The sequence below is a fragment of the Kribbella amoyensis genome, assembly GCF_007828865.1.
GTDB lineage: Bacteria > Actinomycetota > Actinomycetes > Propionibacteriales > Kribbellaceae > Kribbella > Kribbella amoyensis.
Map to the genome: position 1 here is coordinate 6,215,232 of NZ_VIVK01000001.1, position 21,785 is coordinate 6,237,016.

The window sequence follows — 21,785 nt, forward strand, 5'->3', positions numbered from 1 at the left end:
ACCTGGCGCGCGAGTGACCGCGTGGTCGGCTACGTTGCACCCCGTGATCGGTCTCGCGCTGCCCGGCTGGCTGGAAGCTGTTCTCGAGCTCCTCTTCGGGGTCGCCTTCTTCCTGGGGTTCGCCGCGTTCGTCGGCTGGCTGATCCTCCGCATCGGCAGTCCCTGGCTCGACCGGTCCAACGCCATGCTGGCCCGCGATCAAGCCGGCGCGGACCGGTACGGCTGGCTCCCGGACCCCGCCGGCGCGGCGATGCTCCGGTGGGCCGGTTCGCGGTGCTTCCGCCACGACGGCAAGCTGTACCGCCCGCTGACCGGCGAGTACCAGGGCCGCCGGATCCGGATGGGCGAGTACGTCTACTTCGTCCGGTCCAGGTACTACCCGACCAAGAACGTCGGCCACGTGATCGCGATCGAACTCCCCGTCCACCTGCCCGAACTCGTGGTCAGCCGGCAACCCCTGCTCGAACCGGAGCTGCTCAGCTTCGACGCGGAGAGCGAGGCCTTCAACCGGCAGTACTACGTCGCCAGCCCGGCGCACCGGTACACCTCGGCCGTCCTGCACCCCCGGATGATGGAATGCCTGCTCGCGCATCCGGAGCTGAGTTTCCGGATCATCGGCAACCAGGTCGTCGCGTACGCCCCGACGCCGTGGACCGTGCCGCAGACCTTGGCGACCGTTCCCGCGCTGAGCCGCGTGGCCGACCTGATCCCGCCGTTCGTACTGAAGGACTTCGCCGTCGCGCCACCTGTTCGGTGAGCGCCGAATTGTCCGGGTTCGCGGGTAGTGTCCTGGCTCGTGGACGATGGGGAGCGCATTCAGGAACTGGCCGACCGGATCGTGGTCCTGCGGGACGCGTACTACCGGGGTTCGCCCGAGGTGGCCGACGCGGAGTACGACGCGATCGAGGACGAGCTGCGGGCGCTGATCGAGGCGAACCCGGAGCTCGCGCCCGACCCGAATCCGCTGGACCAGGTCGGCGCACCCACGGTCCTGCACGCGCCGATCCGGCACTCGCGGCCGATGCTGTCGCTGGAGAAGGCGACCCGGCCCGAGCAGGTCGAGGCGTTCTTCAGCCGCTTCCCCGGTCAGCCGGTCGTCGTCATGCCGAAGCTGGACGGCCTGTCGCTGGCCCTCGTGTACGAGAACGGCCAGCTCGCCCGCGCGATCACCCGCGGCGACGGGACGACCGGCGACGACGTGACCCCGCTCGTCCGGGCGCTGGCCGACGGTGTCCCGGCCCGGATCGACGGACCCGATCGCGTCGAGGTCCGCGGTGAGGCGGTCATGCTGCGATCCACCTTCGCCGCGTACAACGCCGCCCATGCCGACAAGCCGCTGATCAACCCGAGGAACGCGGCCGCCGGCACCCTGCGCGCCAAGGACGCCGCCACCGTCGCCGAACGACGCCTGCAGTTCCTCGCCTTCGACCTGCTCAGCGAGGACGACGACGCCGGCACCGATCTGGAGCACGCGCTGCGGACGATGGGCTTCACCGTCGCCGACATGACGCACTGCGACGACGCCGCCGCGGCCCAGACGGTGATCGGCACGATCGAGCAGCAACGCAACGACCTCGACTACGACCTGGACGGCGCCGTCCTCCGGCTGGCGGACCGCGACGCCTTCGCCGCCGCCGGTACGCGGTCCAGCTCGCCCCGCGGCGCCCTGGCCTACAAGTTCGCCGCCGAGGAGAAGACCACCATCCTGGCCGACGTGGTCTGGGACGTCGGCAAGACCGGCAAGATCGCTCCGGTCGCGTGGCTCGAGCCCGTCTTCGTCGGCGGGACGACGGTCACCCGCGCGACACTGGCGAACCAGGAGGTGATCCGGGCCCGCGGCATCAAGATCGGCGACACGGTCCTGGTCCGCCGCGCCGGTGACGTGATCCCGTTCGTCGCCGGGGTCCTGGACGCGTCCAAGCGCACCGGGTCGGAGCGGGAGATCGTGCCGCCGACCACGTGTCCGTCGTGCGAGCAGGAGCTGACCGAGCAGGGCAACAGCCGCGAACTGTTCTGTACCAACGTGGCCTGCCCCGCGCAGACCGTCCGGCGGCTGATCCACTGGGCGTCCCGGGCCGCGGCCGACATCGACGCGATCGGCGGGGTCTGGATCGAGCGCCTGGCCGAGGCCGGGATCCTCGAACACCCGTCGGACTTCTACCAGCTGACCAAGGAACGCCTGCTGGAGTTCGACCGGATCGGCGAGATCTCCGCGGCCCGGATGATCGACTCGATCGACACCAGCCGCCAGGTCGGCCTGCGCCGCGCCATGATCGGACTGGCGATCCCGATGGCCTCCGAAGGCACCGCGGCTCGCGTCTGCCGGGCCGGGTTCGGCTCGTTGGAAGAGGTCGCCGACGCGGGCGTGGACGGGCTCGTCGCGGTGGACGACATCGGGCCGAAGGTGGCCGCCTCCCTGATCGAGCACCTCACCCGGCTCCGGCCCGAGCTGGAGCGGCTCCGCGCGGCCGGGGTCTCGCTCGACGTCCGCGAGGAGGACCTCCCACCGGTCGTCGCGGCCGGCGCACCGCTGGCCGGCAAGACGGTGGTCGTCACCGGTTCGATCAGCGACCCCCGCTCGGGCGAGAAGGTCGCCCGGCCGGCGTTCCAGCGGCTGTGCGAGAAGGCCGGCGCGACCATCGCCTCGTCGGTCTCGGCCAGTACCGACCTGCTCATCACCGGTGCCGACGTCGGGGCCGCCAAGCTCACCAAGGCCGAGAAGCTCGGCGTCACGGTGGTCGACCAGGCCGAGATCTGGCAGCAACTCCAGGCCGCCGACCTCCTGCCCCGCTGAGGACCGGCGCCGCCGCCGACCTGTCCGGTCGGCGAATTCTCGGCGTGCGGCGCCCGTACCATACCTTGTGGTATGTTCCCGGCAACGGCAACGAATCCGGAGGAGGCGCACTGATGATCACTTGGGCCGGCTGGCTCATCACAGCGTTCGGGACCCTGCACACGCTCGGCGCGCTGACCGTGGAGAAGGCGGCCACCCACGCCGACGTCTGGTTCGCGAGAGGTCTTTGGGACGAGGGCTTCCAGAGCATGAGCCCGGCGATGAGCGCCTATTGGTTCAGCGTGGACAGCTTCGGGATCCCGCTGGCGCTGCTCGGCCTGGTGGTGGTCTGGATGGGTCGTCGCGGCATCGTCCCGCCGACCTTCCTGGTGTGGGGCCTGGGTGCGTGGTGGGCGCTCGACGCGTACATCCTGTCGGTGTACTGGAACGCGATCATCCCGGTGCTGGCGATCCTGTTCCTTGCCCTCGGCATCCGTCGCGCCCGCTCCCAGCGCCGCGCCGACGAACCGGCCCCGGCCTGACCGTACCTTAGGGTGCGGTCATCGGCTTGGAGGGAGAAGCATGAAGGGTCACTGGGTGGGGGTGACGGTCGACTGTCACGACGTCGACCTGGTCGCCGGCTTCTGGAGCAAGCTCCTGGACCGCGACCCCGGACCGAGCCGCCCGGGCTGGGTGTACCTCGGCGAACGCGGCGACACCCTCCCCCGCCTCGTCTTCCAACCGGTCCCCGAGACCAAGCAGCTCAAGAACCGCGTCCACCTGGACATCCTGGTCGACGACATCGACGCCGGGATGGACCAGATCCGCACCCTCGGCGGCAGCTTCACCGGCGAACGCCACGACTACGAAGCAGGCGTCATCGTCATCGCCCAAGACCCCGAAGGCAACGAGTTCTGCCTCGTCCAGTACTACCAATGAGACGAACAATCGCTAAGGCCGTGGCAGCCTTGTCAGTTGCGGTGGCGGTCGGCATCAGCGTCCCGCACGTTCCCCGCGGCCCCGGGATCGCGCTGGGCGTGGCGGGGTTGGCAAGCCTCGTCCTGTTCTACAAGTGGTGCGGCGACGCCGCCGAGTCGCTCGCCCGTGCCAAGGGCATCTATCACCCGCAGTACTTCGTCCTGGGTCCCGTCGGGTTGATCATGGCCGGGCTGAGCCGTCGTCGGGGTTAGGGGTTGTCGTGGAAGATGATGACTCGGGGGCCTTCGGCTTTGTCGAGGATGTAGGTGGCGTCTTCGCGGTCGACGGAGGTTGAGGTCGCGCCGGTTCTGGGGTCGACGACCGTGTAGTGCTGGGGGACGTCCGGCGCCGCGATGCGGATGCCGCGGGCGGATTCCTGGTAGACGATGCGCAGGCGGCCGGCGCGGAGGGCCCTCGGGGTGATCAGGCTGGTCCAGTCAGGCTCGAGATCGGCGAGCGGAAGGTCGCGGAGGATCTTGCCGGCCAGGCCCACGTACTTGCTGCCTTCGAAGTCGAGCGCCTCGCGCCAGCCGACACCGTCAGCGAGGAACCGATCCGGGTGACCTGGTTCGTCCGCGTGCAGGCGCCATTGCCAGAGACCCGCGGCACCGTAGACGACGCCCATGGTGCCGCCGGCACAGAGGTTGGACCAGGCTTCGTGGCCCTGCCACCAGCCGGCCGCGATCTCCGGACCACCGGTCCGTTCGTACGTCGGCTCGCCGTTCGCGACCGCCACGTGCGGGGAGTTACGAGCCATATCGGCCACCCGCTCCGCGACGTGCTCACCGCCATGCCCAGTCTGGCACCACTGGAAGTCCAGCCACTCGGCATCCTGGTGGGCCTCGGCGCGGATGTGCGGCCGGTAATGGATCCCGGTCGGCTGCGCGTAGCAGTCCCAGGCGTGCACCTCCGCACCACCGGCAGCCACCTGAGGTTCGCGGCCGGATCCGTCCGCGCCGACGAGCCAGATCGCGGGCCGTGCGCCGTACCGGGCGACCAGGTACCGGCAGTACCGCGCGTACTCGTCGACGGGTACCACCGGCCCCGCGGCGTCGAGGCCTTTCCAGCCCCAACCCTGGAACACGGGTTGCCACACCGGGGTCAGACCGTGCTCGACCAGGATGCCGGCCAGCTCGTCCAGTTCCTGGAAGTACTTCGGGTTCAGCCGGTTGAGATGGCCGTCGGCGAGATCCGCGAACCCGACGGCGAACCCTTGATCCGCGGTCCGATCCTCGGGTCCGACGGCGCCCATGTCGGGCTGGACCGACATCAGCAGGACCGCGTTGAAACCCTTGGCCTGCCGGTCGGCCGCGTACACGGCGACCTGCTCCGGCGTGGCCCGCCACGGCAACGCCCACGCGGTGTCCCCGACCAGGACCACCGGCGTACCGTCGGCGTGCCGCATCACCCGGTCGCCGCGTTCGAGCTTCCACAAACCGCGCCGCTGGTCCCCGTCGGCAGCTTCGTCCACGACCAGCTCGCCGTTGTCGGTCAGGCCGTCGATCGCCGGTTCCGAAGTGCTCGTCCACGTCCAACGCCCGGCCGTGGGTGCCGCGAAGCGAACGCGCCAGGTACGCCCGCCGTCCCAGAACGCCGGCCGCCGCAACACTCCCCCGGCCTCGTCGGCGAAGTCGGCCCACACCTCGACCGCGGTGTACGGATCCGCCACCTCTACCGAACTGGTCAGCTCGAGCTCGATCTCCGCCCACACCGCCGCCACAGAGTCCCCACCTTCACCAAGGGTCGTTGCGTCGGACAACCCTGTCACAACCCACCACCACCGCACGGTCCGTCGTCACGATCCGAGACAACCTCGAACCAAAGCTGCCGCCTGGCGTCCGCGGCCTCCAAACAAGCGCTCGAATCCAACGGTTCCGGGGCGGTCGTTATCCGGTCGGTTCGGGTGGGGAGCGCATCGGGCGTGGATCTTCCGGGCACTTCAGGAGCGGCGCCGAGAAGATCCGGCGCCTGCGAAGGAGGGATCATGCCGAAGAAGTCGTTGGGCGACCAGGTCGGGGAGCAGTACGAGAAGGTCAAGGACGGACTGCAGGACGTGGGCCGCCGGCTGACCGAGGAGGACGACAGCCCTGCCGTCGGCCTGATCCCGCAACCGCAGCGGCCGACGCTCACCGCCCAGCGTCTCGTCGGGACGCACCCGCAGGACGAGGAGCGCAGCAAGCAAGACCTGTACGCCGAGGCGCAGCGCCTGGGCGTGAAGGGCCGGTCGAAGATGACCAAGTCGGAGCTGATCCGGGCTCTCGACAAAACCAGAGGCTGAGCAGCCGGTTGGTTGGTACGGTGCCGGGGTTGTGCCGTTCGGTGCGACGCGTCGACTCCCGGAGGACCCGGCACCCATGCTCGAGCCTGAGGCCGGTCGCGCGCTCGCCGCGGCCCTGGACGTCGCTTCGTCCCTTGGACTACAGGCCGATGACGGGATCCTGCTCAACAACTCGAACAAGGTTGCCCTGCGCATCCTTCCGTCCGACGTGCTGGCCCGGGTGGCTCCGGCCGGAGAGCAGTGCGCGCAGTTCGAGATCGACATCGCGCAACGTCTCGCGGAACTCGGCAGCCCGGTGGCCGCCCTCGATCCGCGGGTGGAGCCCCGCGTGTACGAGAGCGACGGCTTCGTGGTCACGCTGTGGACCTACTACGAGACCTCGACAACGCAACCTCTCTCGCCGGCCGAGTACGCGAAAGCCCTTGAGCAGCTCACCGCCGGCCTGAGGAAGATCGACGTCCCCGCGCCGCACTTCACCGATCGAGTCGCGAGCGCCCAACAACTCCTGGCGGACCGCGACCAGACCCCGGAGCTCCCCGACGCGGACCGCGAACTGCTCAGCACCACGCTGAGTACCCTCCGTCGCAAGATCGAGGAACGCCGTCCGGCCGAGCAACTACTGCACGGCGAACCACATCCGGGCAACCTGCTCGCCACGAAGGACGGCCCGAGGTTCATCGACTTCGAGACCTGCTGTCGTGGACCGGTCGAGTTCGATCTCGCCCACGCCCCCGACGAGGTGGCCGAGCACTACCCCGGCATCGACCAGGACCTCCTCCGCGACTGCCGCCTCCTGGTCCTCGCGATGGTCGTCACCTGGCGCTGGGACAAGGCCGACCAGCTGCCCAACGGCTACCAGCGCGGCCAGGAATGGATGACCCAACTCCGCGCCGGCCTCCGCTAACCACTTGCCACCGGCAACGGTCGGCGGGTGGTGGTCTCGGTCAGAACGATCAGGCCGACGATGACGGCTGGGCCGGTCAGGTTGGTGATGAGGACGGCCAGCGGGATCGGGAGGGTCAGCGAGACCGTGGTCGAGAGGGCGGCTTCCGCGAGGAGGGCGGCTCCCCAGAGCACGCCGAGGATGCGGTGCCGCCTCCGGAACCAGGGCTCGTCGGTGAGTCTGCGGTCGAACGCTTCCGGGTCGCCGGAGAGATCTCGGCGGACCCGCTCGATGAAGGATCGGTGCAAGAGCAGGCTGGCCAGGGCAGCGAGGCCGATGACCGCGGTGATCAGGGAGTCCTTCACCAGCAGCCAGCGGGCGTTGTCGGTGACGAACGCGAGCGCCAGCGAGAGGGCGAAACGCAGCAGGACAAGGCTTCCGAGCGCGCTCACGTCGCGGGTACGGATCCACTGGACCAGCAGGACCGCGGCCGACACAGCCGCCGAACCGGTCAGTGCCCAGATGTCGTCGAGACCGAGGAGCCGCAGGGCACCGTACGTCGCGATCGGGAGGCCGACGTTCTCGCCGACGGCCAGGACCGTCCGCGCCGCACCTTTCACCGACCGTCCTCGCTCAGCCGGGTTCGTACCTCGGCCAGGAGCTCGCCCAGTCGCCGGTGCGCCTCCGTGCTGAGGCCGAGCGCCTCCGGGCGGCTGGCTCGTACGACGGCCGGCCGGGCCCGAGTCACCGCGTCGGATCCGGCGTCGGTCATCCGCAGACCGGTACGGCGGCCGCGACCGCCCGGGCCGGTGCGTTCGACGAGTCCCGCCGAGACCATGTCCTGGATCAGCCGTCCCATGCTCTGCGGCCGCACCATGATGAGGCGCGCCAGTTCGGCCTGACTGAGGTCGTCCCCGTCGGCCAGGCAGGACAGCACCCCGAACTGGGCCGGGGTCAGCCCGGCGTCCTCGATCACGCGGGTCAGCTCGCGCTCGGCCAGATGAGCGGTCCGCAGGAGATCCCAAAGCACACTGCGCGAGGTCGTCATCTCGCCACCACGCCCACACTCCGCACAGCGGCCGCGACCGGGAACGCGACCCGGCCGATCACCCTCGCGGCCGGTCGCTCCAGCATCCGCATCCATCGCACCGGCTGCAGCGACTCCGCCACCGCCGCAGGTGCGTACGCGGTCATCGCTCGTTGGTAGTCGGCCAGCGCCACCGGCACGGTCACCCGCCCACGCCGTACTGATTCCAACGCGCCCGCCAACAGCCCCGCATCCCGTACGGCGGTCGCCGCGCCCTGTCCTCCGGTCGGCGGCATCGCGTGCACGGCATCCCCGAGGGCGGTCACCCTGTTCGCCGGCCACGGCATCAGCTCCTGGCCGGGATCGGCCGCCAGGAAGGGAAACCGCGCGATCGTCGCCGGATCCGACAACCCTGGCAACCGCCGGACGCGGGGATCCCAGCGCCGTAACAATCCGGTCAGCCGCTCCGGGTCGGTACTGATCCGGCCGGTCGCCGCGATCGCGCTCCAGACCAGGTCGGCGTCCTCGGTCGCCACTCCCCCGGCCACGGCCGCGGTCTCGGTCCGGACCGAACGACTGAGGAACACCCCCGTCCCGTCCACCCCGAACGCCAGGACCCCGGACTCGGTCACCAGGTCGGCCAGCCCGTCGGCCAGCGCCAACGGCACCCGGCCGGCCACCGCGCTGTACCCGAGATCGCGCGCCGCCGGACGGCCGAGCAGTTGCTCGCTCACCACCGACCGCGCACCGTCCGCGCCGATCATCACGTCGGCTTCGAGGTCACCACCGGTCGTCCGGGCGACCACCCCGGCCGCGGACTCGCCGAACCCTTCAACGGTACGGCTCCAGCAGATCCGGTCCTCGACCCCGTCAACCAGTACTCGCCGCAGCAGCCGCCGATCGACGAGCAGCCACTCCTCGTCCGGTACCGGTCGAGCGGTCGCGAGCAGCCGCAACCGGTGGTCTCGCACCATCAACCGCGGGACCGCCGCCGCCCGGGCCGAACCCGCCAGCAACCGCTCCCACCCCGTCGGCGGCAGGTGCTCCCGCAGGACCACACAGGCGTCGGCGTCGAGGTGCAACCGATAGCCCCCGGTCGCCGCGACGCCCGGATCTCGCTCGACCACGACCACGTCGTCCCCGGCCCGTACCAACGCCTGGGCGACCACCAACCCACCGATTCCGGCCCCCGCGATCACGATCCGCATGCCCGCCACAGTATCAGCATGCTGATACTGTGCAAGAGCAACGGCCGGCCTCAGATATCCAGTTCGTGTTCGCGCAACCGGGCGCGGGCCTCGTCGAACTCCGCGTAGCTGATGTCCCCGCTGGCCAGGCGGCGCTCGAGGATGTCGAGCGCGGACGGGAACGCCGGCGGCGGGCGGTGCTGCCGTTGCAGCAGACGAGCTCCGAGCCAGAAGGCCGTTCCGATGGCAACTGCCCACAGCGCCACCATCACGAAGATCCAGGCCGGATCCGTCGCGGAACCGTGCATCATCCCGACCACTCCCTTCCACCGGCGGATTCGCCGCGGAGCTGCCACCCCTCCTGGCTGCTCGGCTCGACGGTGCGCCGCCGGCGCTCCCATCGCGTCCAGCGTGTCCCGTCTTCCGGTGCGCAGGTCAGAGCCGAAGGTCCCCGCCTCGACCACCGTCGGCCCCTTCGTGCCGGCTCACCCGGACTTGGGCTGAGCGAGGACCGGCGGGCAGGTTCCTGACCGATCGGGGACCTTCGCCCCTCCCGCCGGACCGCGCGGCGAGGTCGAGTAGAGCTGACCAGCGGCTCGACCGGAGGAACCGATGCTCACCCATGGACCGGAGACGACGATGACCGCGCGGCAACACACCGCGGTCCGGCGGGCGACCCTGCCGTCGAACCAGGCGCGGGCGTGGATCCGCCGGACCTGTGACGAGGTCGCGGCGAGCCTGTACCACCGCGGGATCGTTGCCGCCGGCTATCCGTTCGCGCGGTTGCGGCCCAGGCCCGGCCACCGGGTCGAGGTCGAGGCAGGGATCCCGACCACGGCGGCCGTCGGCGCCGAGGACGGGATCGAGCCGTCGGTCCTGCCGGGTGGGCCCGCGGTCTGGATCCGGTACGTCGGACCCGCCGACCAGGTCGAGCAGGCGTACCAGGCGATCGGCGAGTGGCTGCAGGACGAGCGCGTCCGCGGGGCCGAGGAGGCGTGGGAGATCTACCGCGACCTCCCGATCGGCGACCAGCGCCGCGCCCGGACCGAGGTGATCCAGCCGATCGCGGCCGCCCGGTGACGTACCGGGCGAGGTACAGGGCGAGGTACAGGCCGGGGGTACACGAAGGCGTCCCACCCGGCGGGGGGATAGAAGCCGAGTGGGACGCTGGTCCCGACTTTGCGGGACCGCGGACCCGGCCGACGGGGGGTGTCGGCAGGTCCGGTCCGGGCGACTGGCCGGCTCAGCTGCCTTCGCCGGCTCGCTGACCACTTTCTTCACCTTCAGCACACCGCGCACGGCTGTCGCGGGCCAGAGGCTTTCGGACCGGGCTGCGCGGAAATGGTCCTGCTCCAGGTCAGGCCTCCGGATGCGCCCGGGCGTGCTCGACGGCGAAGACGGCGGCCTCGGTCCGGCGTTCCAGGTCGAGCTTGTGCAGCATCGAGGAGACGTAGTTCTTCACGGTCTTCTCGGCGAGGAAGAGCGATTGGGCGATCTGCCGGTTCGTCTTGCCGGCGGCGATCTCGGCCAGGATCCGGCGTTCCTGCTCGGTGAGCGACGCGTACCGGGGATCCTCGTCGAGCACCGGATGCCGCAGGCGTTCGAGCACCGTCAGCGTCATCGCCGGATCCAGCAACGATCCCCCGGCCGCCAGGTGCCGGATCGCTCCGACCAGGTCGGTCCCGGTGACCTGTTTCAGCAGGTACCCCGACGCGCCGGCCATGATCGCGTTGAACAGCGCCTCGTCGTCGGAGTAGGACGTCAGCATCAGGCATGCGGGCGGGTCGTCCATCACCGACTGGATCTCGCGGCACACGGTGATGCCGTCGCCGTCGGGCAGGCGGACGTCGAGCAGGGCCACGTCGGGCCGGGTCGCGGGGATCCGCGCGACGGCCTCGGCCGCGGTACCGCCGTCGCCGACGACCTCGAGGTCGGGTTCGCTCTCGATCAGCTGGCGCAGGCCGAGCCGGACCATCTCGTGGTCGTCCAGCAGGAAGACTCGGATCGTCATCGCTCCTCCTTCGGCCGGGCGGTGTTCTCAGGTGGCCGCCCGCCTCCAGCGTCGCCGTCCGGGCCGCGGCACCCCAGAGCCATCCGGCCCCCGCGGCTCGGGACCTTCGGCCACGGCACCGGCCCGATCGGTTCCGGTCCCCGGCCGCGGAAGCCAGGCCGTCCGTCCTGGCCGATCGGGTCGGCGGCCACTTCTCCGGCGGTCCACCCGCTGGTTGGCTGACAGTGAGAGCACCCGTCGAAGGGCAGCGCCATGAACCATCGTTCCGCCGACATCGGAGCGCGCGCGATGCGACGGCGTACCGCGCTCGGGCTCAGCCGGGCCGAGGTCGCCACGCGGGCCGGGCTGAGTCCGGAGCGGGTCGAGGACTTCGAGAGCAGACCGGTCGCGCTGACCGGTGGCGAACTGCTGCGGGTCGCGACCGCGCTCGACACGACGATCGCCGCCCTGACCGGTGGACCGGCGGATCGCCCGCCCGGCAGCGGGTCCGCCGCCGACCGGGCGACGCTGGAGCCGATGCGGCGGGAGGAGTGTGTCGCCCTGCTCAAGAAGGGTGGCATCGGCCGGATCGCCTTCACCGCGGCCGACGGCCTGGTGATGGTGCCGGTGAACTTCTGCTACGTCGGCGACCAGATCATCTTCCGGACGGCGGCGGACAGCACGCTCGCGCAGTACGATCTGGCGCCGGTGGCGTTCGAGATCGATGCCGTCGACGACGCGCTGCGCGGCGGGTGGAGCGTCCTCGTCACTGGCATGGTGCGCCCGGCCACCGGGCAGGAGTCGCTGGCCGCGCGCGGTCTGGTGGAGCCCTGGGCCGGCGGCGACCGTGCGGTGCATGTGGTGATCGATCCGGAGCAGATCACCGGCCGCCGCATCGTCACCTTCTGAGCGTCGTCACCAGACGCTCGGTTGCTCGGCCGGCTCCGGCGGCGCGTGGACCACCGCGACCGGGCAGGTCGCGTGGTGAAGGACGCCGCGGGCAACCGATCCCAGCAGCGCCGTCGTGACCTGCGCGTGGCGCCGCCCGCCGACGACGAGCAGTTGCGCGTCCACGTCGCTCGCGGCCGTGATGATCCCGTCCACCGGATGCCCTCTGCGGACTTCCGTCTCCAGCACGACGGCAGGGTTCTCGGCCTGCCACTTCTCCACGAAGGCGGACGCCCGGCGGCGGGCCGATCGCGCCCACTCCTCGTCCACGCCGGCGACGGTCATCGCGTCCCAGCTGTAGATCGCCGGCAGGTCCCAGACATGGATCATCCGTACCGCGACGTGGTGCGCCAGGGCCGCGCCGACCGCGAAGTCGATCGCCGCGCGGTCCTTGCCGAAGTCCCCCGCCACGGCGACCAGGATCGGGCCGGCGTGCTGGGCCGGACGCCAGTGGTCCGGAACGACGACCACCGGAGCCGACGCACGGGTCGCGGCGGCCTCCGACGTGGAGCCGATCAGCAGCCGCTTGAACTGGCCCATCCCCCGCCGGCCGACCACCAGCATGTGGGCGTGCTCGGCGAGTTCGTTCAAGGTGGCCGCGGGCGGCCCGACCGCGAGATCCGTCTCCAGGTCGAACTCACCCGGGATCTCGTCCAGGTACTGCTGGACGGCGGTCACCAGGCCGATCGCCGCGTCCTCGGCCTGGGTCGGCTGCCAGGACGGCGACTGCCGGATCCGTTGGTCGATCACGTGCACGGCTCGTAGCGGCTCCCGGCGCAGGAGGGATTCCTGCAGTGCCCATTCCAGTGCACCCGTCTCGCGCCAGGAGCCTTCGATCCCCACGTGGATGACCGGTTCGACGGTCATGAGGTCACCGCAGCCAGGGGTACCGGTTGACGATGTCGAGACTGCCCCATTGCCGGCCGAAGCCCCAGAAGTTGCCGGCAGCCAACAGACCCAAGGCCACCAAGCTGATCGCACCGAGAACATGCTCGTCCAGAACCGGGTTGTTCTCCGGCGGGAAGTTCGCCGTCCACATGAACAGGTACAGCAACGCCCCGGACACCGCGGCAATCCGCATCCCGATCCCCAGCGTGAGAGCCAGACCGATCCCGGCCAGACCCACCATGAACAGCGGGTTCACCCACCAGTCACCCACCAGCGACTGGTAGAAATCCGCGAACCACCCACTCGTCCCCTTCCCGAGGAACCCCGCGGTCGGATCCCCACCATCGACCCAGCCCTTACCCGACGGAGTCGCGTAACCGAAGCCGAACAGCTTGTCCACGAACGCCCACAAGAAAGTCAGACCGAAGGCGATCCGCAAAACACCCAGCGTCCGCCCGGCCATGATGCTGATGACGGGGCGCCGCTCGACGGCGGCCTCCGTCGGGACACGCGACAGATCGTGTCGGTTCGGTGTGGTGGTCATGATCTCTCCCCTTCCGGTAGATCCGGCACCTTGATCGTCGGGCCCCCGGAACCCCACGGTCAGAGTCACTCGGTACCGATCCCCGCCGCCGAACGACCCCACCGGACCGGGACCACCGCCGCCCGGGGATCTGGGGTCCTCTGTCTGGTCGGTGAGGGACCTTGCGCCCTGCTCGGGCGGGTGAGCTCGAACGATGCTGGGTGCGAGCGAAGGTCCGACGAGGTGATGACGATGTTGGTGCGCGAGGTGATGACGTCCCCGCCGATCACGATCGAGGCTGACGGCACGATCAGCAGCGCGCTGAAGCTGCTGGACGAAGCGAAGATCACCGCCCTTCCCGTCCTCGACCGGGCCGGGTCGATCGTCGGCATCGTCAGCGAGGCGGACCTGGTCCAGGATTCCGCCCTGCTGGAGGATCGGGTCCCGCTGACGGCCGTCCGCACGACGACCGAGTCCCCGCCGCGCCGCGTGACGGACGTGATGACACACCTGGTCGTGACCGTGCGCCCGAACGACGAACTCACGGTGGCCGTCGAGCTGATGTGGTCGTCGCTGATGAAGAGCCTGCCGGTCGTGGACCGCGGCGAGGTTGTCGGCGTGATCAGCCGCAGTGACGTCATCCACCTGCTCGCGGCCCGGGACGACCGGATCCGGGCGGAGGTCCGGGAGCTGCTGGTGGTGGAGTGCGCCGACTGGGAGGTCAGCGTCCAGGACGGGGTGGTCACGGTCACCGGTCCGGCCGACGAGCACGAGCGGAGGATCGCGGCGGTCCTTGCCGGAACAGTACGAGGCACCCTTGCCGTCCGGCTCCGTTGACGGCTGGTGCCTGCGCTTCACCGGCTACGACCCGCTCGACGAACGCCGGCGCGAAACCTTGTGCACCGTCGGCAACGGGTACTTCGCCACCCGCGGCGCGTGGGCCGGCTCCCGTGCGGACGACCGTCACTACCCGGGGACGTACCTGGCGGGGTGTTACAACCGGCTCACCGATCAGGTCGGCGAGCGATCGATCGAGACCGAGAGCCTGGTCAATCTGCCGGACTGGCTGCCGCTCACCCTCGCGATCGACGACGGCCCGTGGTTGACGCCCGAGGAGTGCGAGGTCCTCGACCACACCACCGAGCTCGACCTCCGTCGCGGGATCCTGACGCGCTCGTTCCGGCTCCGGAGTCCAGCGGGTCAGGTCGTCGCCGGGGAGGAACGCCGTTTCGTCAGCATGGCCGAGCCGCACTTGGCCGGGCAGGCCCTGACCGTGTCGGTGGAGAACTGGTCCGGAACGTTGCGCTTGGCCACGACCGTGAACGGGGACGTCGGGAACACCGGTGTCGCCCGGTACTCGGCGCTCCGCGGCGACCACCTGACCGACCTCGAGCCCAGTATCCACGGCGACACCGTGCTCGTGTCGGCGAATACCAGACAGGCGCACACCCAGACCGCCGTCGCCACCCGCACGATTGCCTCAAGCAACAGCCAGTGGCGCGACCACCTCGACACCACGTCTGCCGGCCGCGAGTTGGCCGTCGAGGTCACCCCGGGCGAGGTGGTCAGCGCCGAGAAGGTCGTCGCGATCTACAGTTCCCGGGACCACGGCATCTCCGAACCCGTGACGGCAGCCCTCACCGCGATCGGCAACGCAGCCGGCTTCGACGAGCTCTTGGCCGCGCATGTCCTGGCGTGGTCGCAGCTGTGGGGACGTTTCGCGCTCGACCTGTCCGCACCGGCTCTCCAGTTCGCCGTCCGCCTGGACCTGTTCCACCTGCTCCAGTCGGTCTCGCCGCACACGGCCGCGGTCGACGCAGGGGTACCGGCTCGCGGCTTGCACGGTGAGGCGTACCGGGGACACGTCTTCTGGGACGAGCTGTTCGTCTTCCCCGTCCTCACCTGGCGCAGTCCGGCGTTGACGCGCGCCCTGTTGGGTTACCGGTACCGCCGTCTGCCCGCCGCTCGGCGCGCGGCTCGTGAGGCCGGGTACCGGGGCGCGATGTACCCGTGGCAATCGGGCAGCGACGGACGCGAGGAGAGTCAGCGCGTCCACCTCAATCCGTTGTCCGGCCGCTGGACCGTGGACGCGACGTACCGGCAACGGCATGTCGGCCTGGCTGTCGCGGCGACGATGTGGCGGTACGTCGAGACGACCGGGGACCGCGAGTTCCTGTCCGACCAGGCGGCCGAGGTGATCGTGGAGGTGGCCCGCTTCTTCGCGGACCTGGCGACGTACGACGAGGCGAGGGCGCGGTTCGTGCTGCGTGGGGTGGCCGGGCCGGACGAGTTCCACACCGGGTACCCGGACCGGCCGGCCGACGGGATCGACAACAGCGCGTACACCAATGTGCTGGCGGCCTGGATCCTCGGTGTCGCCCGTCGTGCGCTCGACGCCCTCCCGACCTGGCGACGGGCCGAGCTGACCGAATCGCTCGACCTCCACCCGGACGAGCTGGCGCACTGGGACGAGCTCACCCGGCGGATCTACGTGCCTTTCCACGACGGCGTGATCAGCCAGTTCGAGGGGTACGCCGAACTGGCCGAGCTGGACTGGCCCGCGTACCGCGCCCGGTACGGCGATCTCCGGCGGCTGGACCGGATCCTCGAGTCCGAAGGGCGCGATGTCGTGGCGTACCGGGTCTCCAAGCAGGCCGATGTGCTGATGCTCCTGTACGTGTTGACGCGCCGGGAACTGCGCGAGGTGATGGGGCGCCTCGGATACGAGCTGGACGGCCGGCTGCTGAGGCGTACCGTCGACTACTACCTCGCGCGGACCTGTCACGGCTCGTCGTTGAGTGCGGTCGTGCACGCTTGGGGGCTCGCCTCGATCGCACCGGACCAGGCGCTCGGCTTCCTCCAGCAGGCGAGCGACAGCGATCTCGCCCCGGACGGGACGACCGCGGAGGGCATCCACCTCGCCGCGATGGCCGGCAGCGTGGACCTGATCCAACGGTGCTTCACCGGCTTGTCGGTCGCCGGCGACACGCTGCGATTCCGGCCCCGCTGGCCACAGCGCCTCGGGACCTTGCGGATGCCGCTCTGGTACCGCGGCAGACGCCTGACCGTCGAGGTGTCGAGCAACCACCTCACCGTCACGCTCGACAGCGACGCGGACCGGAAAGTCCCGGTCCGCTGCCACGGCAAGACCCACGTCCTGAAGCCGGGCGGGACAGCCACGTGGAATTTTTGAAGACCGCATGTCGGATCGCAGGAGTCGCCTTCGTGGAAGGGATGAACGGGCGCCCACCAGGGCGGCCCACCACCTTGAGGAGACCATCGTGACCGCGATCTACACCTTCGACATCTTCTCCACCCTCGACGGCTTCGGCTCCCACCACGGTGACTGGGGCGGCTACTGGGGCAAGCAGGGTCCCGAGTTCCTGGACCACCGGCTCGCCCAGTACAGCGAGGGGCAACGCATGGTCTTCGGGGCGACCACGTTCCGGACGAACGTGGAGATGCTCACCCCGAGCGCCGACGGGACCGAGGAGTTCGACCCCTGGGTCACCCGGCTCCGGAACCTCCCGGCCACGGTGGTGTCGAACACCCTGCGCGAACCGCTCGACTGGCCGGACGCGACCGTGGTGAGCGGCGACGCGGTCGAGGTCGTCGCCCGGCTCAAGGCGGAGTCCGACGTGCCGTTGCGCTCGCACGGCAGCCTGGCCCTGAACACCGCCCTGCTCGCCGCCGGCCTGGTCGACCGCATCCAGGTCACCCTCTTCCCCGTGATCAACGCCAAGACCGGCGAGGACCGGATCTTCGAACGCGCCGCCGACTTCGACCTCGAACTCCTCCAGAGCCGCACCTTCGACGGCTCCATCCAGGAGCTCATCTACCGCCCCACCCTGCACGGCTGACCCAGGCAGGTGCCCAGCCGGGGTCACGCGAGCCAGCGGTCCAGATGGGTGGCGACGAACTCGTCGTCGCGGAGGTGGGGGTACGCCGCCCAGATCCGGTCGAGCTCTGTCAGCTGACCCGCGGACAGATCCTCGGCCGGATCGAGGCACCAGCGACCTTCGAGCAGACCCTGCCGCCGCAGCACCTCGTGGATCCCAGGGATGCAGCCGCGGAAGTCGTTCGCCACGTCGAACACCGCGGCGTTCGCGTCGGTGAGCTCCGGCTCGACGGCCAGCAACCGGCGCAGCGCGTCGTCGTCACCGCCCCGGGCCAGCTCCGCATCACCCAGCATCTCGACCGCCTCGCGGACCCAGACCGACCACTGACCGAGCAGCCCACCGACGAACGCGAGGTCCGGCTTGGTGGTCCCCGGGGCGCGGTACGAGGTGATCAGGTCGAGCACGATGTGGTCGTCGTTCCCGGTGTACAGCGCGAGCTCGCCGGCCCGGCCGGACTCCCGTACTCCCAGCACCACGTCGAGCGTGGCGTACCGGTCGAACGGCGCCACCTTGATCCCGGCGACGCAGTCGAGTGCGGCCAGCCGGCGCCAGAAGTCCCGCGACAGCACGCGTCCGCCGACAGCCGGTTGCAGGTAGAACCCGATCACCGGCAGGACCTCGCCGACCGCGCGAGCCCTTTCCAGCAAGGCGTCCTCGCTCTGGTCGCCGACGTTGTACGGACTCAGCAACGTGAGGTCGTACCCCAGGCTCGCTGCCAGCTCGGCCTCGGCGACCGCCTGCGCCGTCGGCCCGGTGAGACCCGCGATCAGGATCGGCGCCTCGCCCGGGTACTCCCCCGCGACCTCGGCCGCGAGTCCCAGCACCGGAGCCAGCAGGCCGCGCTCTGGTTCGTGCAAGGCGAACTGGGTGGTGTGGACCGCGACCGCCAGTCCCCCGGCCCCGGCCTCCAGGTAGTACCGGCTCAGCGCCCGTTGCCGTCGTTCGTCGAGACGCCGATCGGCATCGACGGCCAACGGGTGCGCCGGAATGACACAGCCGCTCCGGAAGCGTTGCAGAGCCCCACCATTCGTCATCAGCACCTGCCGTCACGCCGCCGGAGCCCGCTTATTACGGGCGACCGTAACGACCATTATGTGTGTCCGTCAATGCTCCGGCCCGAACGGCTTCCACGCCGCGCTGCACAACAGGTCCAGCCGATCCGGGGATTCCGGACGTTACGATGTGGACGTGAATGGCACCCGAGCGGTCCGCCGGAATCGCTGATCATGCCCTCCGCCCACGAGGAGGTCACGGTCGGCGTCGTCGGCGGTGAGCAGATCGTCCACCGGACGATGGCGCTGGCGCGCGAGCTCGACAACCCCTCGCTGCGGCTGGTGGCCGCGGTGTACGCCGACGAGCACGACGCGCACACCCAGGCGAGCCGGATCATGTCCCGCGTCGACGTCATGTTGTTCGCCGGTCCGCTCCCCTACGACCGCGCCGTCGCCGCGGGCCGGATCCCGGTCCCGGCGACCTACGTACCGGCCGGTGGTCCCGCCCTCCCGACGACCTTGTTGCGCGGGGTGCTCGAGGACGTCTTCGATCCGCGCAAGATCAGCGTCGACACCATCTCGCGGCGCGAGCTGCAGCACGCGTACGAGGAGATCGGCCTGAAGGTCTCCGGGGTCCGGGTCCAGGAGTACGCCGGCCCCGAGTCGGCCGAGAAGTTCCTCGACTTCCACCGCAAGCTCTACGAACAGGGCAAGACCACGGGTGCCGTGACCACGGTTCCCAGTGTCGAGGCCGCGTTGCGCAAGGCGGGCATCCCCACGTTGCGGATGACGCCGGCGGCGACCACGATCCGCACCGCCTTGACCACCGCGATCCTGATGGGCAGCGGCGCCAAGCTCGAGGAGTCGCGGATCGTCACGATGATCGTGCGTGTTCCCGGCTCCGCCCTGCCGGCGCACGCGAGCCCCAGCAACTACTGGTACCAGGAGCTGAAGCTGTCGCTGCATCGCGAGCTGCTGCGGGACGCCCGGCCGATGGACGCGGCCGTGATCCCGCGGGACGAGCACAGCTTCCTGGTCGTCACCACGATGGGTTCGTTGCGACTGGCCACGGACAACCTGTCGATGGCGCCGTTCCTCGGCCGGGTCCACAAGGAGCTCGGCATCCTGCTGGAGATCGGGATCGGGCTGGGCCGCTCGACCCGCGAGGCTGAGGTGAACGCGCAGTCGGCCGTCGACAAGGCGGCCGCGGACGGTGGCCGGACGGCGTTCATCATCGGGCCGCGCGACACCGTGCTGCAGCTGCCCGCGGACCGCTCCCACCGGCCCGAGCGATCGGCCTCAACACCGGAGTCGAAGGGCGCCCAGGTCCTGGCGCTGCTGGCCGAGCGGCTCGACGAGACCGGCGACACCGAGCGCGTGGTCGACGCCGAGAAGGTCGCCGAGCTGCTCGAGGTCACGCTGCGGACGGCCCGGCGGTCCCTGCGCACCTTGGTCGACGAGGGACTCGCCTGGCCGATGCCGCCGTCGCATTCGAGCAAGGTCGGGCGACCACCGCGGCCGTACCAGCTGCTGGTCGAGAAGCTGCCGCGCTGACCCTGGTTACGGACGCCCGGTACGCGGAATTCGGTCCTTGCCATAATCCCGGCCGATGGGGCAGGGTGGCTGCACGCCATCCACCGCAGGAGGTCTCGTGTCAGCACGTCATGCCGTAGCAGTGGTCGTCGACGACGCCGCGATCGAGCGTACTCAGCGGGCCGGTGCGGACGCCTGGTGGCGCTACCTCGACGAGGTGCTCGGCCATCTCCGGTTGCCCTTCCGGACCCTGACGCCCGGCGAGGCCGCCACCCCGCCCGATGACGTGGCCGTCCTCGTCCACGCGACCACTCCCTCGTCCGAGCTGGACAGCGACGCGGTCGAGGACTGGGTCCGGGCGGGCGGTGCGCTCGTCGTCGTGGGCGATCCCGGTCCGCTCGCATCGGTCGCGGGCGCCGCGGCGGCCGGCTCGGTCGACGACGGGCACGTGACCATCGACGAGAGCCCGGTCTGGTCTTCGCGTCCGACGGTTCCTCTGCACGCCATCGGCGGTGTCCGCCTGGCAACAACCGAGGACGTCGAGGTACTCGCTCGGTGGGACCAGACCGAGAGCGGTGACACCCACCCGGCCGTGACGCTCCGGCAGCTCGGTACAGGGCTCGCGTTGACCGTCGGGGTCGACGTCTGGCAGAGCATCGTGCGGATCCAGCAGGGGTACCCGGTCGTGGCTGACGGCAAGCCGGCGGCCGACGGTACGGCGCCGATCGACGACGGCATCCTCAAGTGCGAGGACGGGATGGCGGTCAGCTTCGAACGGGACCGGGCGATGCCGCCGGGTGAACCCGAACTGGCCGTGCCGTTCGACCACTCGTACCCGCCGCCGTCCGCGGTGCCGATGTTCGACCAGCCGCACGCCGACCTCTGGCGGTCGGCGTTCCTGCAATGCCTCTGGTGGGCCGCCGAGCAGACCGACGCGGTCGTACCCTGGCTCGGGTACTGGCCGGCCGGGATCTCCGCCGTCGCGCACATGTCCCACGACTCCGACGGCAACGTCGACGACCACGGCCGCGCGGCGCTCGACTCGTTCGCTGCGGCGAACGTCAAGGTCACCTGGTGCCACGTGTTCCCGGGCGGGTACTCGCCGTCCGTCCTCGCAGCCATCACCGAGGCCGGGCACGAGAACGCCCTGCACTACAACGCGATGGGCGACGCCGATCTCGCCGAGTGGGGCTGGCCGCAGATCCGCGCGCAGTACGCCTGGGCCCAGGCCGTGACCGGTACCGAGCGGATCGTGTCGAACAAGAACCACTACACCCGCTGGGAGAACTGGACCGAGTTCTACACCTGGTGCGAGCGGCTCGGGATCGAGATCGACGAGTCCCGGGGCCCCAGCAAACAAGGCAGCGTCGGCTTCATCTTCGGCACGGCGCACCTGTCGTTCCCGATCGCCGACGCGTCCGAGGACAACCGCTTCCTCGACGTCCTCAACCTCCCCCTGCACACCCAGGACCTGGCCTGGGCCGGGCACGAGTCGATCCGCGACGTCATCCTCGACGGCGCCGAGGCGGTCCACGGGGTCGCCCACTTCCTCTTCCACGGGCCGCACCTGCACCTGCGTCCGCCCACTCGCGCGGCCTGTGTCGCGGTGGCGAACGAAGCTCGCCGTCGCGGTATGCCGTGGTGGACCAGCGCCCAGCTCAACACCTGGGAGCGGAGCCGCCGGGGCGTCACGCTGTCCGTCGAGGAACACGACGACGGCTGGACCATCCACGCCCACGCGACCGAGCCCGTCGCGGGTGCATCGGTCCTGCTGCCCGCCAACTCGAAGGTGGACGGGCAGGTTGTCACCAGACACGGCCGGCAGTTCGTCGAGCTCGCGGTGGACCTCGTGGCCGGGGACAACAGCTGGCGGGTGACCCGCTGAC

General features: G+C 70.4%; 23 protein-coding genes. 14 read left to right on the forward strand and 9 right to left on the reverse strand.

Annotated features, from left to right (window positions below):
• Window positions 1-43 precede the first annotated feature (43 nt).
• The 5 genes from FB561_RS28930 to FB561_RS28950 all read left to right on the forward strand — a co-directional run bounded on the left by FB561_RS28930 (window position 44) and on the right by FB561_RS28950 (window position 3,963).
• Window positions 44-757: a hypothetical protein gene (locus FB561_RS28930; RefSeq protein WP_145812173.1), complete on the forward strand. Its 714-nt coding sequence runs from the start codon at window positions 44-46 to the stop codon at window positions 755-757.
• Window positions 758-796: 39 nt separating this feature from the next.
• Window positions 797-2,794, forward strand: coding sequence for an NAD-dependent DNA ligase LigA (gene ligA / locus FB561_RS28935; RefSeq protein ID WP_145812175.1), 1,998 nt, complete (start codon window positions 797-799; stop codon window positions 2,792-2,794).
• 113 nt (window positions 2,795-2,907) lie between these two features.
• A complete protein-coding gene (locus FB561_RS28940) occupies window positions 2,908-3,315 on the forward strand; it encodes a DUF6463 family protein (protein ID WP_145812177.1) in 408 nt (135 codons plus the stop codon).
• A gap of 40 nt (window positions 3,316-3,355) precedes the next feature.
• Entirely contained in the window at window positions 3,356-3,712 is a 357-nt protein-coding gene (locus FB561_RS28945; RefSeq protein ID WP_145812179.1) for a VOC family protein, read from the forward strand.
• Between the two features lie 20 nt (window positions 3,713-3,732).
• Window positions 3,733-3,963 carry a hypothetical protein gene (locus tag FB561_RS28950; RefSeq protein WP_145812181.1) on the forward strand — a complete coding sequence of 77 codons (231 nt, stop codon included), beginning with the start codon at window positions 3,733-3,735 and terminating at the stop codon, window positions 3,961-3,963.
• Here FB561_RS28950 and FB561_RS28955 read toward each other — a convergent pair.
• On the reverse strand, window positions 3,960-5,471 hold the full coding sequence (locus FB561_RS28955; RefSeq protein ID WP_145812183.1) for a glycoside hydrolase family 140 protein: 1,512 nt from the start codon (window positions 5,469-5,471) through the stop codon (window positions 3,960-3,962). The genes FB561_RS28950 and FB561_RS28955 overlap by 4 nt on opposite strands.
• Before the next feature lie 264 nt (window positions 5,472-5,735).
• Here FB561_RS28955 and FB561_RS38365 point away from each other — a divergent pair, with 264 nt between their 5' ends.
• Together FB561_RS38365 and FB561_RS28965 are read left to right on the forward strand one after the other, a co-directional pair.
• Window positions 5,736-6,029: a Rho termination factor N-terminal domain-containing protein gene (locus FB561_RS38365; RefSeq protein ID WP_202880768.1), complete on the forward strand. Its 294-nt coding sequence runs from the start codon at window positions 5,736-5,738 to the stop codon at window positions 6,027-6,029.
• Between the two features lie 76 nt (window positions 6,030-6,105).
• Complete coding sequence (locus FB561_RS28965; protein ID WP_145812186.1) at window positions 6,106-6,933, forward strand: phosphotransferase; 828 nt, start codon at window positions 6,106-6,108, stop codon at window positions 6,931-6,933.
• On the opposite strand, the gene FB561_RS28970 is transcribed toward FB561_RS28965, so the two are convergent.
• Genes FB561_RS28970 through FB561_RS28985 form a run of 4 tightly spaced genes read right to left on the reverse strand, consistent with a single transcriptional unit; the run spans window position 6,930 to window position 9,437 of the window.
• On the reverse strand, window positions 6,930-7,532 hold the full coding sequence (locus tag FB561_RS28970) for a VC0807 family protein (protein ID WP_145812188.1): 603 nt from the start codon (window positions 7,530-7,532) through the stop codon (window positions 6,930-6,932). The two genes, FB561_RS28965 and FB561_RS28970, sit on opposite strands and share 4 nt — an antisense overlap.
• Window positions 7,529-7,960, reverse strand: a complete 432-nt coding sequence (locus tag FB561_RS28975; protein WP_170284797.1) for a MarR family winged helix-turn-helix transcriptional regulator — start codon at window positions 7,958-7,960, stop codon at window positions 7,529-7,531. The genes FB561_RS28970 and FB561_RS28975 overlap by 4 nt, the downstream gene beginning before the upstream one ends.
• Window positions 7,957-9,147, reverse strand: coding sequence for an FAD-dependent oxidoreductase (locus tag FB561_RS28980; protein ID WP_145812192.1), 1,191 nt, complete (start codon window positions 9,145-9,147; stop codon window positions 7,957-7,959). Before FB561_RS28980 ends, FB561_RS28975 begins: the two co-directional genes overlap by 4 nt.
• A gap of 50 nt (window positions 9,148-9,197) precedes the next feature.
• Window positions 9,198-9,437 (reverse strand): SHOCT domain-containing protein, encoded by a 240-nt coding sequence (locus FB561_RS28985; RefSeq protein WP_145812194.1) that lies wholly within the window; start codon window positions 9,435-9,437, stop codon window positions 9,198-9,200.
• Window positions 9,438-9,738: 301 nt separating this feature from the next.
• Between FB561_RS28985 and FB561_RS28990 the strand changes: the two genes are divergently transcribed.
• Complete coding sequence (locus FB561_RS28990) at window positions 9,739-10,206, forward strand: GyrI-like domain-containing protein (RefSeq protein WP_145812197.1); 468 nt, start codon at window positions 9,739-9,741, stop codon at window positions 10,204-10,206.
• Between the two features lie 277 nt (window positions 10,207-10,483).
• Here the strand turns inward: FB561_RS28990 and FB561_RS28995 are convergent, their stop codons facing one another.
• Window positions 10,484-11,137 carry a response regulator gene (locus FB561_RS28995; RefSeq protein WP_145812199.1) on the reverse strand — a complete coding sequence of 218 codons (654 nt, stop codon included), beginning with the start codon at window positions 11,135-11,137 and terminating at the stop codon, window positions 10,484-10,486.
• Between the two features lie 252 nt (window positions 11,138-11,389).
• Between FB561_RS28995 and FB561_RS29000 the strand changes: the two genes are divergently transcribed.
• Window positions 11,390-12,025: a helix-turn-helix domain-containing protein gene (locus FB561_RS29000; RefSeq protein WP_145812200.1), complete on the forward strand. Its 636-nt coding sequence runs from the start codon at window positions 11,390-11,392 to the stop codon at window positions 12,023-12,025.
• Between the two features lie 6 nt (window positions 12,026-12,031).
• Here the strand turns inward: FB561_RS29000 and FB561_RS29005 are convergent, their stop codons facing one another.
• On the reverse strand, window positions 12,032-12,931 hold the full coding sequence (locus FB561_RS29005) for a universal stress protein (RefSeq protein WP_170284798.1): 900 nt from the start codon (window positions 12,929-12,931) through the stop codon (window positions 12,032-12,034).
• Window positions 12,932-12,935: 4 nt separating this feature from the next.
• The gene (locus FB561_RS29010) at window positions 12,936-13,496 is read right to left on the reverse strand and encodes a hypothetical protein (RefSeq protein WP_170284799.1); all 561 of its coding nucleotides are present in this window, start codon (window positions 13,494-13,496) and stop codon (window positions 12,936-12,938) included.
• Between the two features lie 225 nt (window positions 13,497-13,721).
• On the opposite strand from FB561_RS29010, the gene FB561_RS29015 reads away from it, so the two are divergent.
• The 3 genes from FB561_RS29015 to FB561_RS29025 all read left to right on the forward strand — a co-directional run bounded on the left by FB561_RS29015 (window position 13,722) and on the right by FB561_RS29025 (window position 17,335).
• On the forward strand, window positions 13,722-14,312 hold the full coding sequence (locus FB561_RS29015) for a CBS domain-containing protein (RefSeq protein WP_145812204.1): 591 nt from the start codon (window positions 13,722-13,724) through the stop codon (window positions 14,310-14,312).
• Complete coding sequence (locus FB561_RS29020) at window positions 14,269-16,668, forward strand: glycoside hydrolase family 65 protein (protein ID WP_202880769.1); 2,400 nt, start codon at window positions 14,269-14,271, stop codon at window positions 16,666-16,668. Before FB561_RS29015 ends, FB561_RS29020 begins: the two co-directional genes overlap by 44 nt.
• Window positions 16,669-16,756: 88 nt before the next feature.
• Window positions 16,757-17,335, forward strand: a complete 579-nt coding sequence (locus FB561_RS29025) for a dihydrofolate reductase family protein (protein WP_202880770.1) — start codon at window positions 16,757-16,759, stop codon at window positions 17,333-17,335.
• Between the two features lie 23 nt (window positions 17,336-17,358).
• Here FB561_RS29025 and FB561_RS29030 read toward each other — a convergent pair whose 3' ends face one another.
• On the reverse strand, window positions 17,359-18,408 hold the full coding sequence (locus tag FB561_RS29030) for a dihydrodipicolinate synthase family protein (RefSeq protein ID WP_145812208.1): 1,050 nt from the start codon (window positions 18,406-18,408) through the stop codon (window positions 17,359-17,361).
• Window positions 18,409-18,600: 192 nt separating this feature from the next.
• On the opposite strand from FB561_RS29030, the gene FB561_RS29035 reads away from it, so the two are divergent.
• Window positions 18,601-19,920: a transcriptional regulator gene (locus FB561_RS29035; protein WP_145812210.1), complete on the forward strand. Its 1,320-nt coding sequence runs from the start codon at window positions 18,601-18,603 to the stop codon at window positions 19,918-19,920.
• A 97-nt stretch (window positions 19,921-20,017) separates the two neighbouring features.
• Window positions 20,018-21,784: a hypothetical protein gene (locus tag FB561_RS29040; protein ID WP_145812212.1), complete on the forward strand. Its 1,767-nt coding sequence runs from the start codon at window positions 20,018-20,020 to the stop codon at window positions 21,782-21,784.
• Window position 21,785 lies beyond the last annotated feature (1 nt).

What these genes read in the sequence shown, in the direction of transcription:
- FB561_RS28940 (WP_145812177.1), top strand. Translation starts at nt 2,908, where the DNA reads ATGATCACTTGGGCCGGCTGGCTCATCACAGCGTTCGGGACCCTGCAC.
- FB561_RS28945 (WP_145812179.1), top strand. Translation starts at nt 3,356, where the DNA reads ATGAAGGGTCACTGGGTGGGGGTGACGGTCGACTGTCACGACGTCGAC.
- FB561_RS38365 (WP_202880768.1), top strand. Translation starts at nt 5,736, where the DNA reads ATGCCGAAGAAGTCGTTGGGCGACCAGGTCGGGGAGCAGTACGAGAAG.
- FB561_RS28965 (WP_145812186.1), top strand. Translation starts at nt 6,106, where the DNA reads ATGCTCGAGCCTGAGGCCGGTCGCGCGCTCGCCGCGGCCCTGGACGTC.
- FB561_RS28975 (WP_170284797.1), bottom strand. Translation starts at nt 7,960, where the DNA reads ATGACGACCTCGCGCAGTGTGCTTTGGGATCTCCTGCGGACCGCTCAT.
- FB561_RS28980 (WP_145812192.1), bottom strand. Translation starts at nt 9,147, where the DNA reads ATGCGGATCGTGATCGCGGGGGCCGGAATCGGTGGGTTGGTGGTCGCC.
- FB561_RS28985 (WP_145812194.1), bottom strand. Translation starts at nt 9,437, where the DNA reads ATGATGCACGGTTCCGCGACGGATCCGGCCTGGATCTTCGTGATGGTG.
- FB561_RS28990 (WP_145812197.1), top strand. Translation starts at nt 9,739, where the DNA reads ATGCTCACCCATGGACCGGAGACGACGATGACCGCGCGGCAACACACC.
- FB561_RS28995 (WP_145812199.1), bottom strand. Translation starts at nt 11,137, where the DNA reads ATGACGATCCGAGTCTTCCTGCTGGACGACCACGAGATGGTCCGGCTC.
- FB561_RS29000 (WP_145812200.1), top strand. Translation starts at nt 11,390, where the DNA reads ATGAACCATCGTTCCGCCGACATCGGAGCGCGCGCGATGCGACGGCGT.
- FB561_RS29005 (WP_170284798.1), bottom strand. Translation starts at nt 12,931, where the DNA reads ATGACCGTCGAACCGGTCATCCACGTGGGGATCGAAGGCTCCTGGCGC.
- FB561_RS29010 (WP_170284799.1), bottom strand. Translation starts at nt 13,496, where the DNA reads ATGACCACCACACCGAACCGACACGATCTGTCGCGTGTCCCGACGGAG.
- FB561_RS29015 (WP_145812204.1), top strand. Translation starts at nt 13,722, where the DNA reads ATGACGATGTTGGTGCGCGAGGTGATGACGTCCCCGCCGATCACGATC.
- FB561_RS29030 (WP_145812208.1), bottom strand. Translation starts at nt 18,408, where the DNA reads ATGACGAATGGTGGGGCTCTGCAACGCTTCCGGAGCGGCTGTGTCATT.
- FB561_RS29035 (WP_145812210.1), top strand. Translation starts at nt 18,601, where the DNA reads ATGCCCTCCGCCCACGAGGAGGTCACGGTCGGCGTCGTCGGCGGTGAG.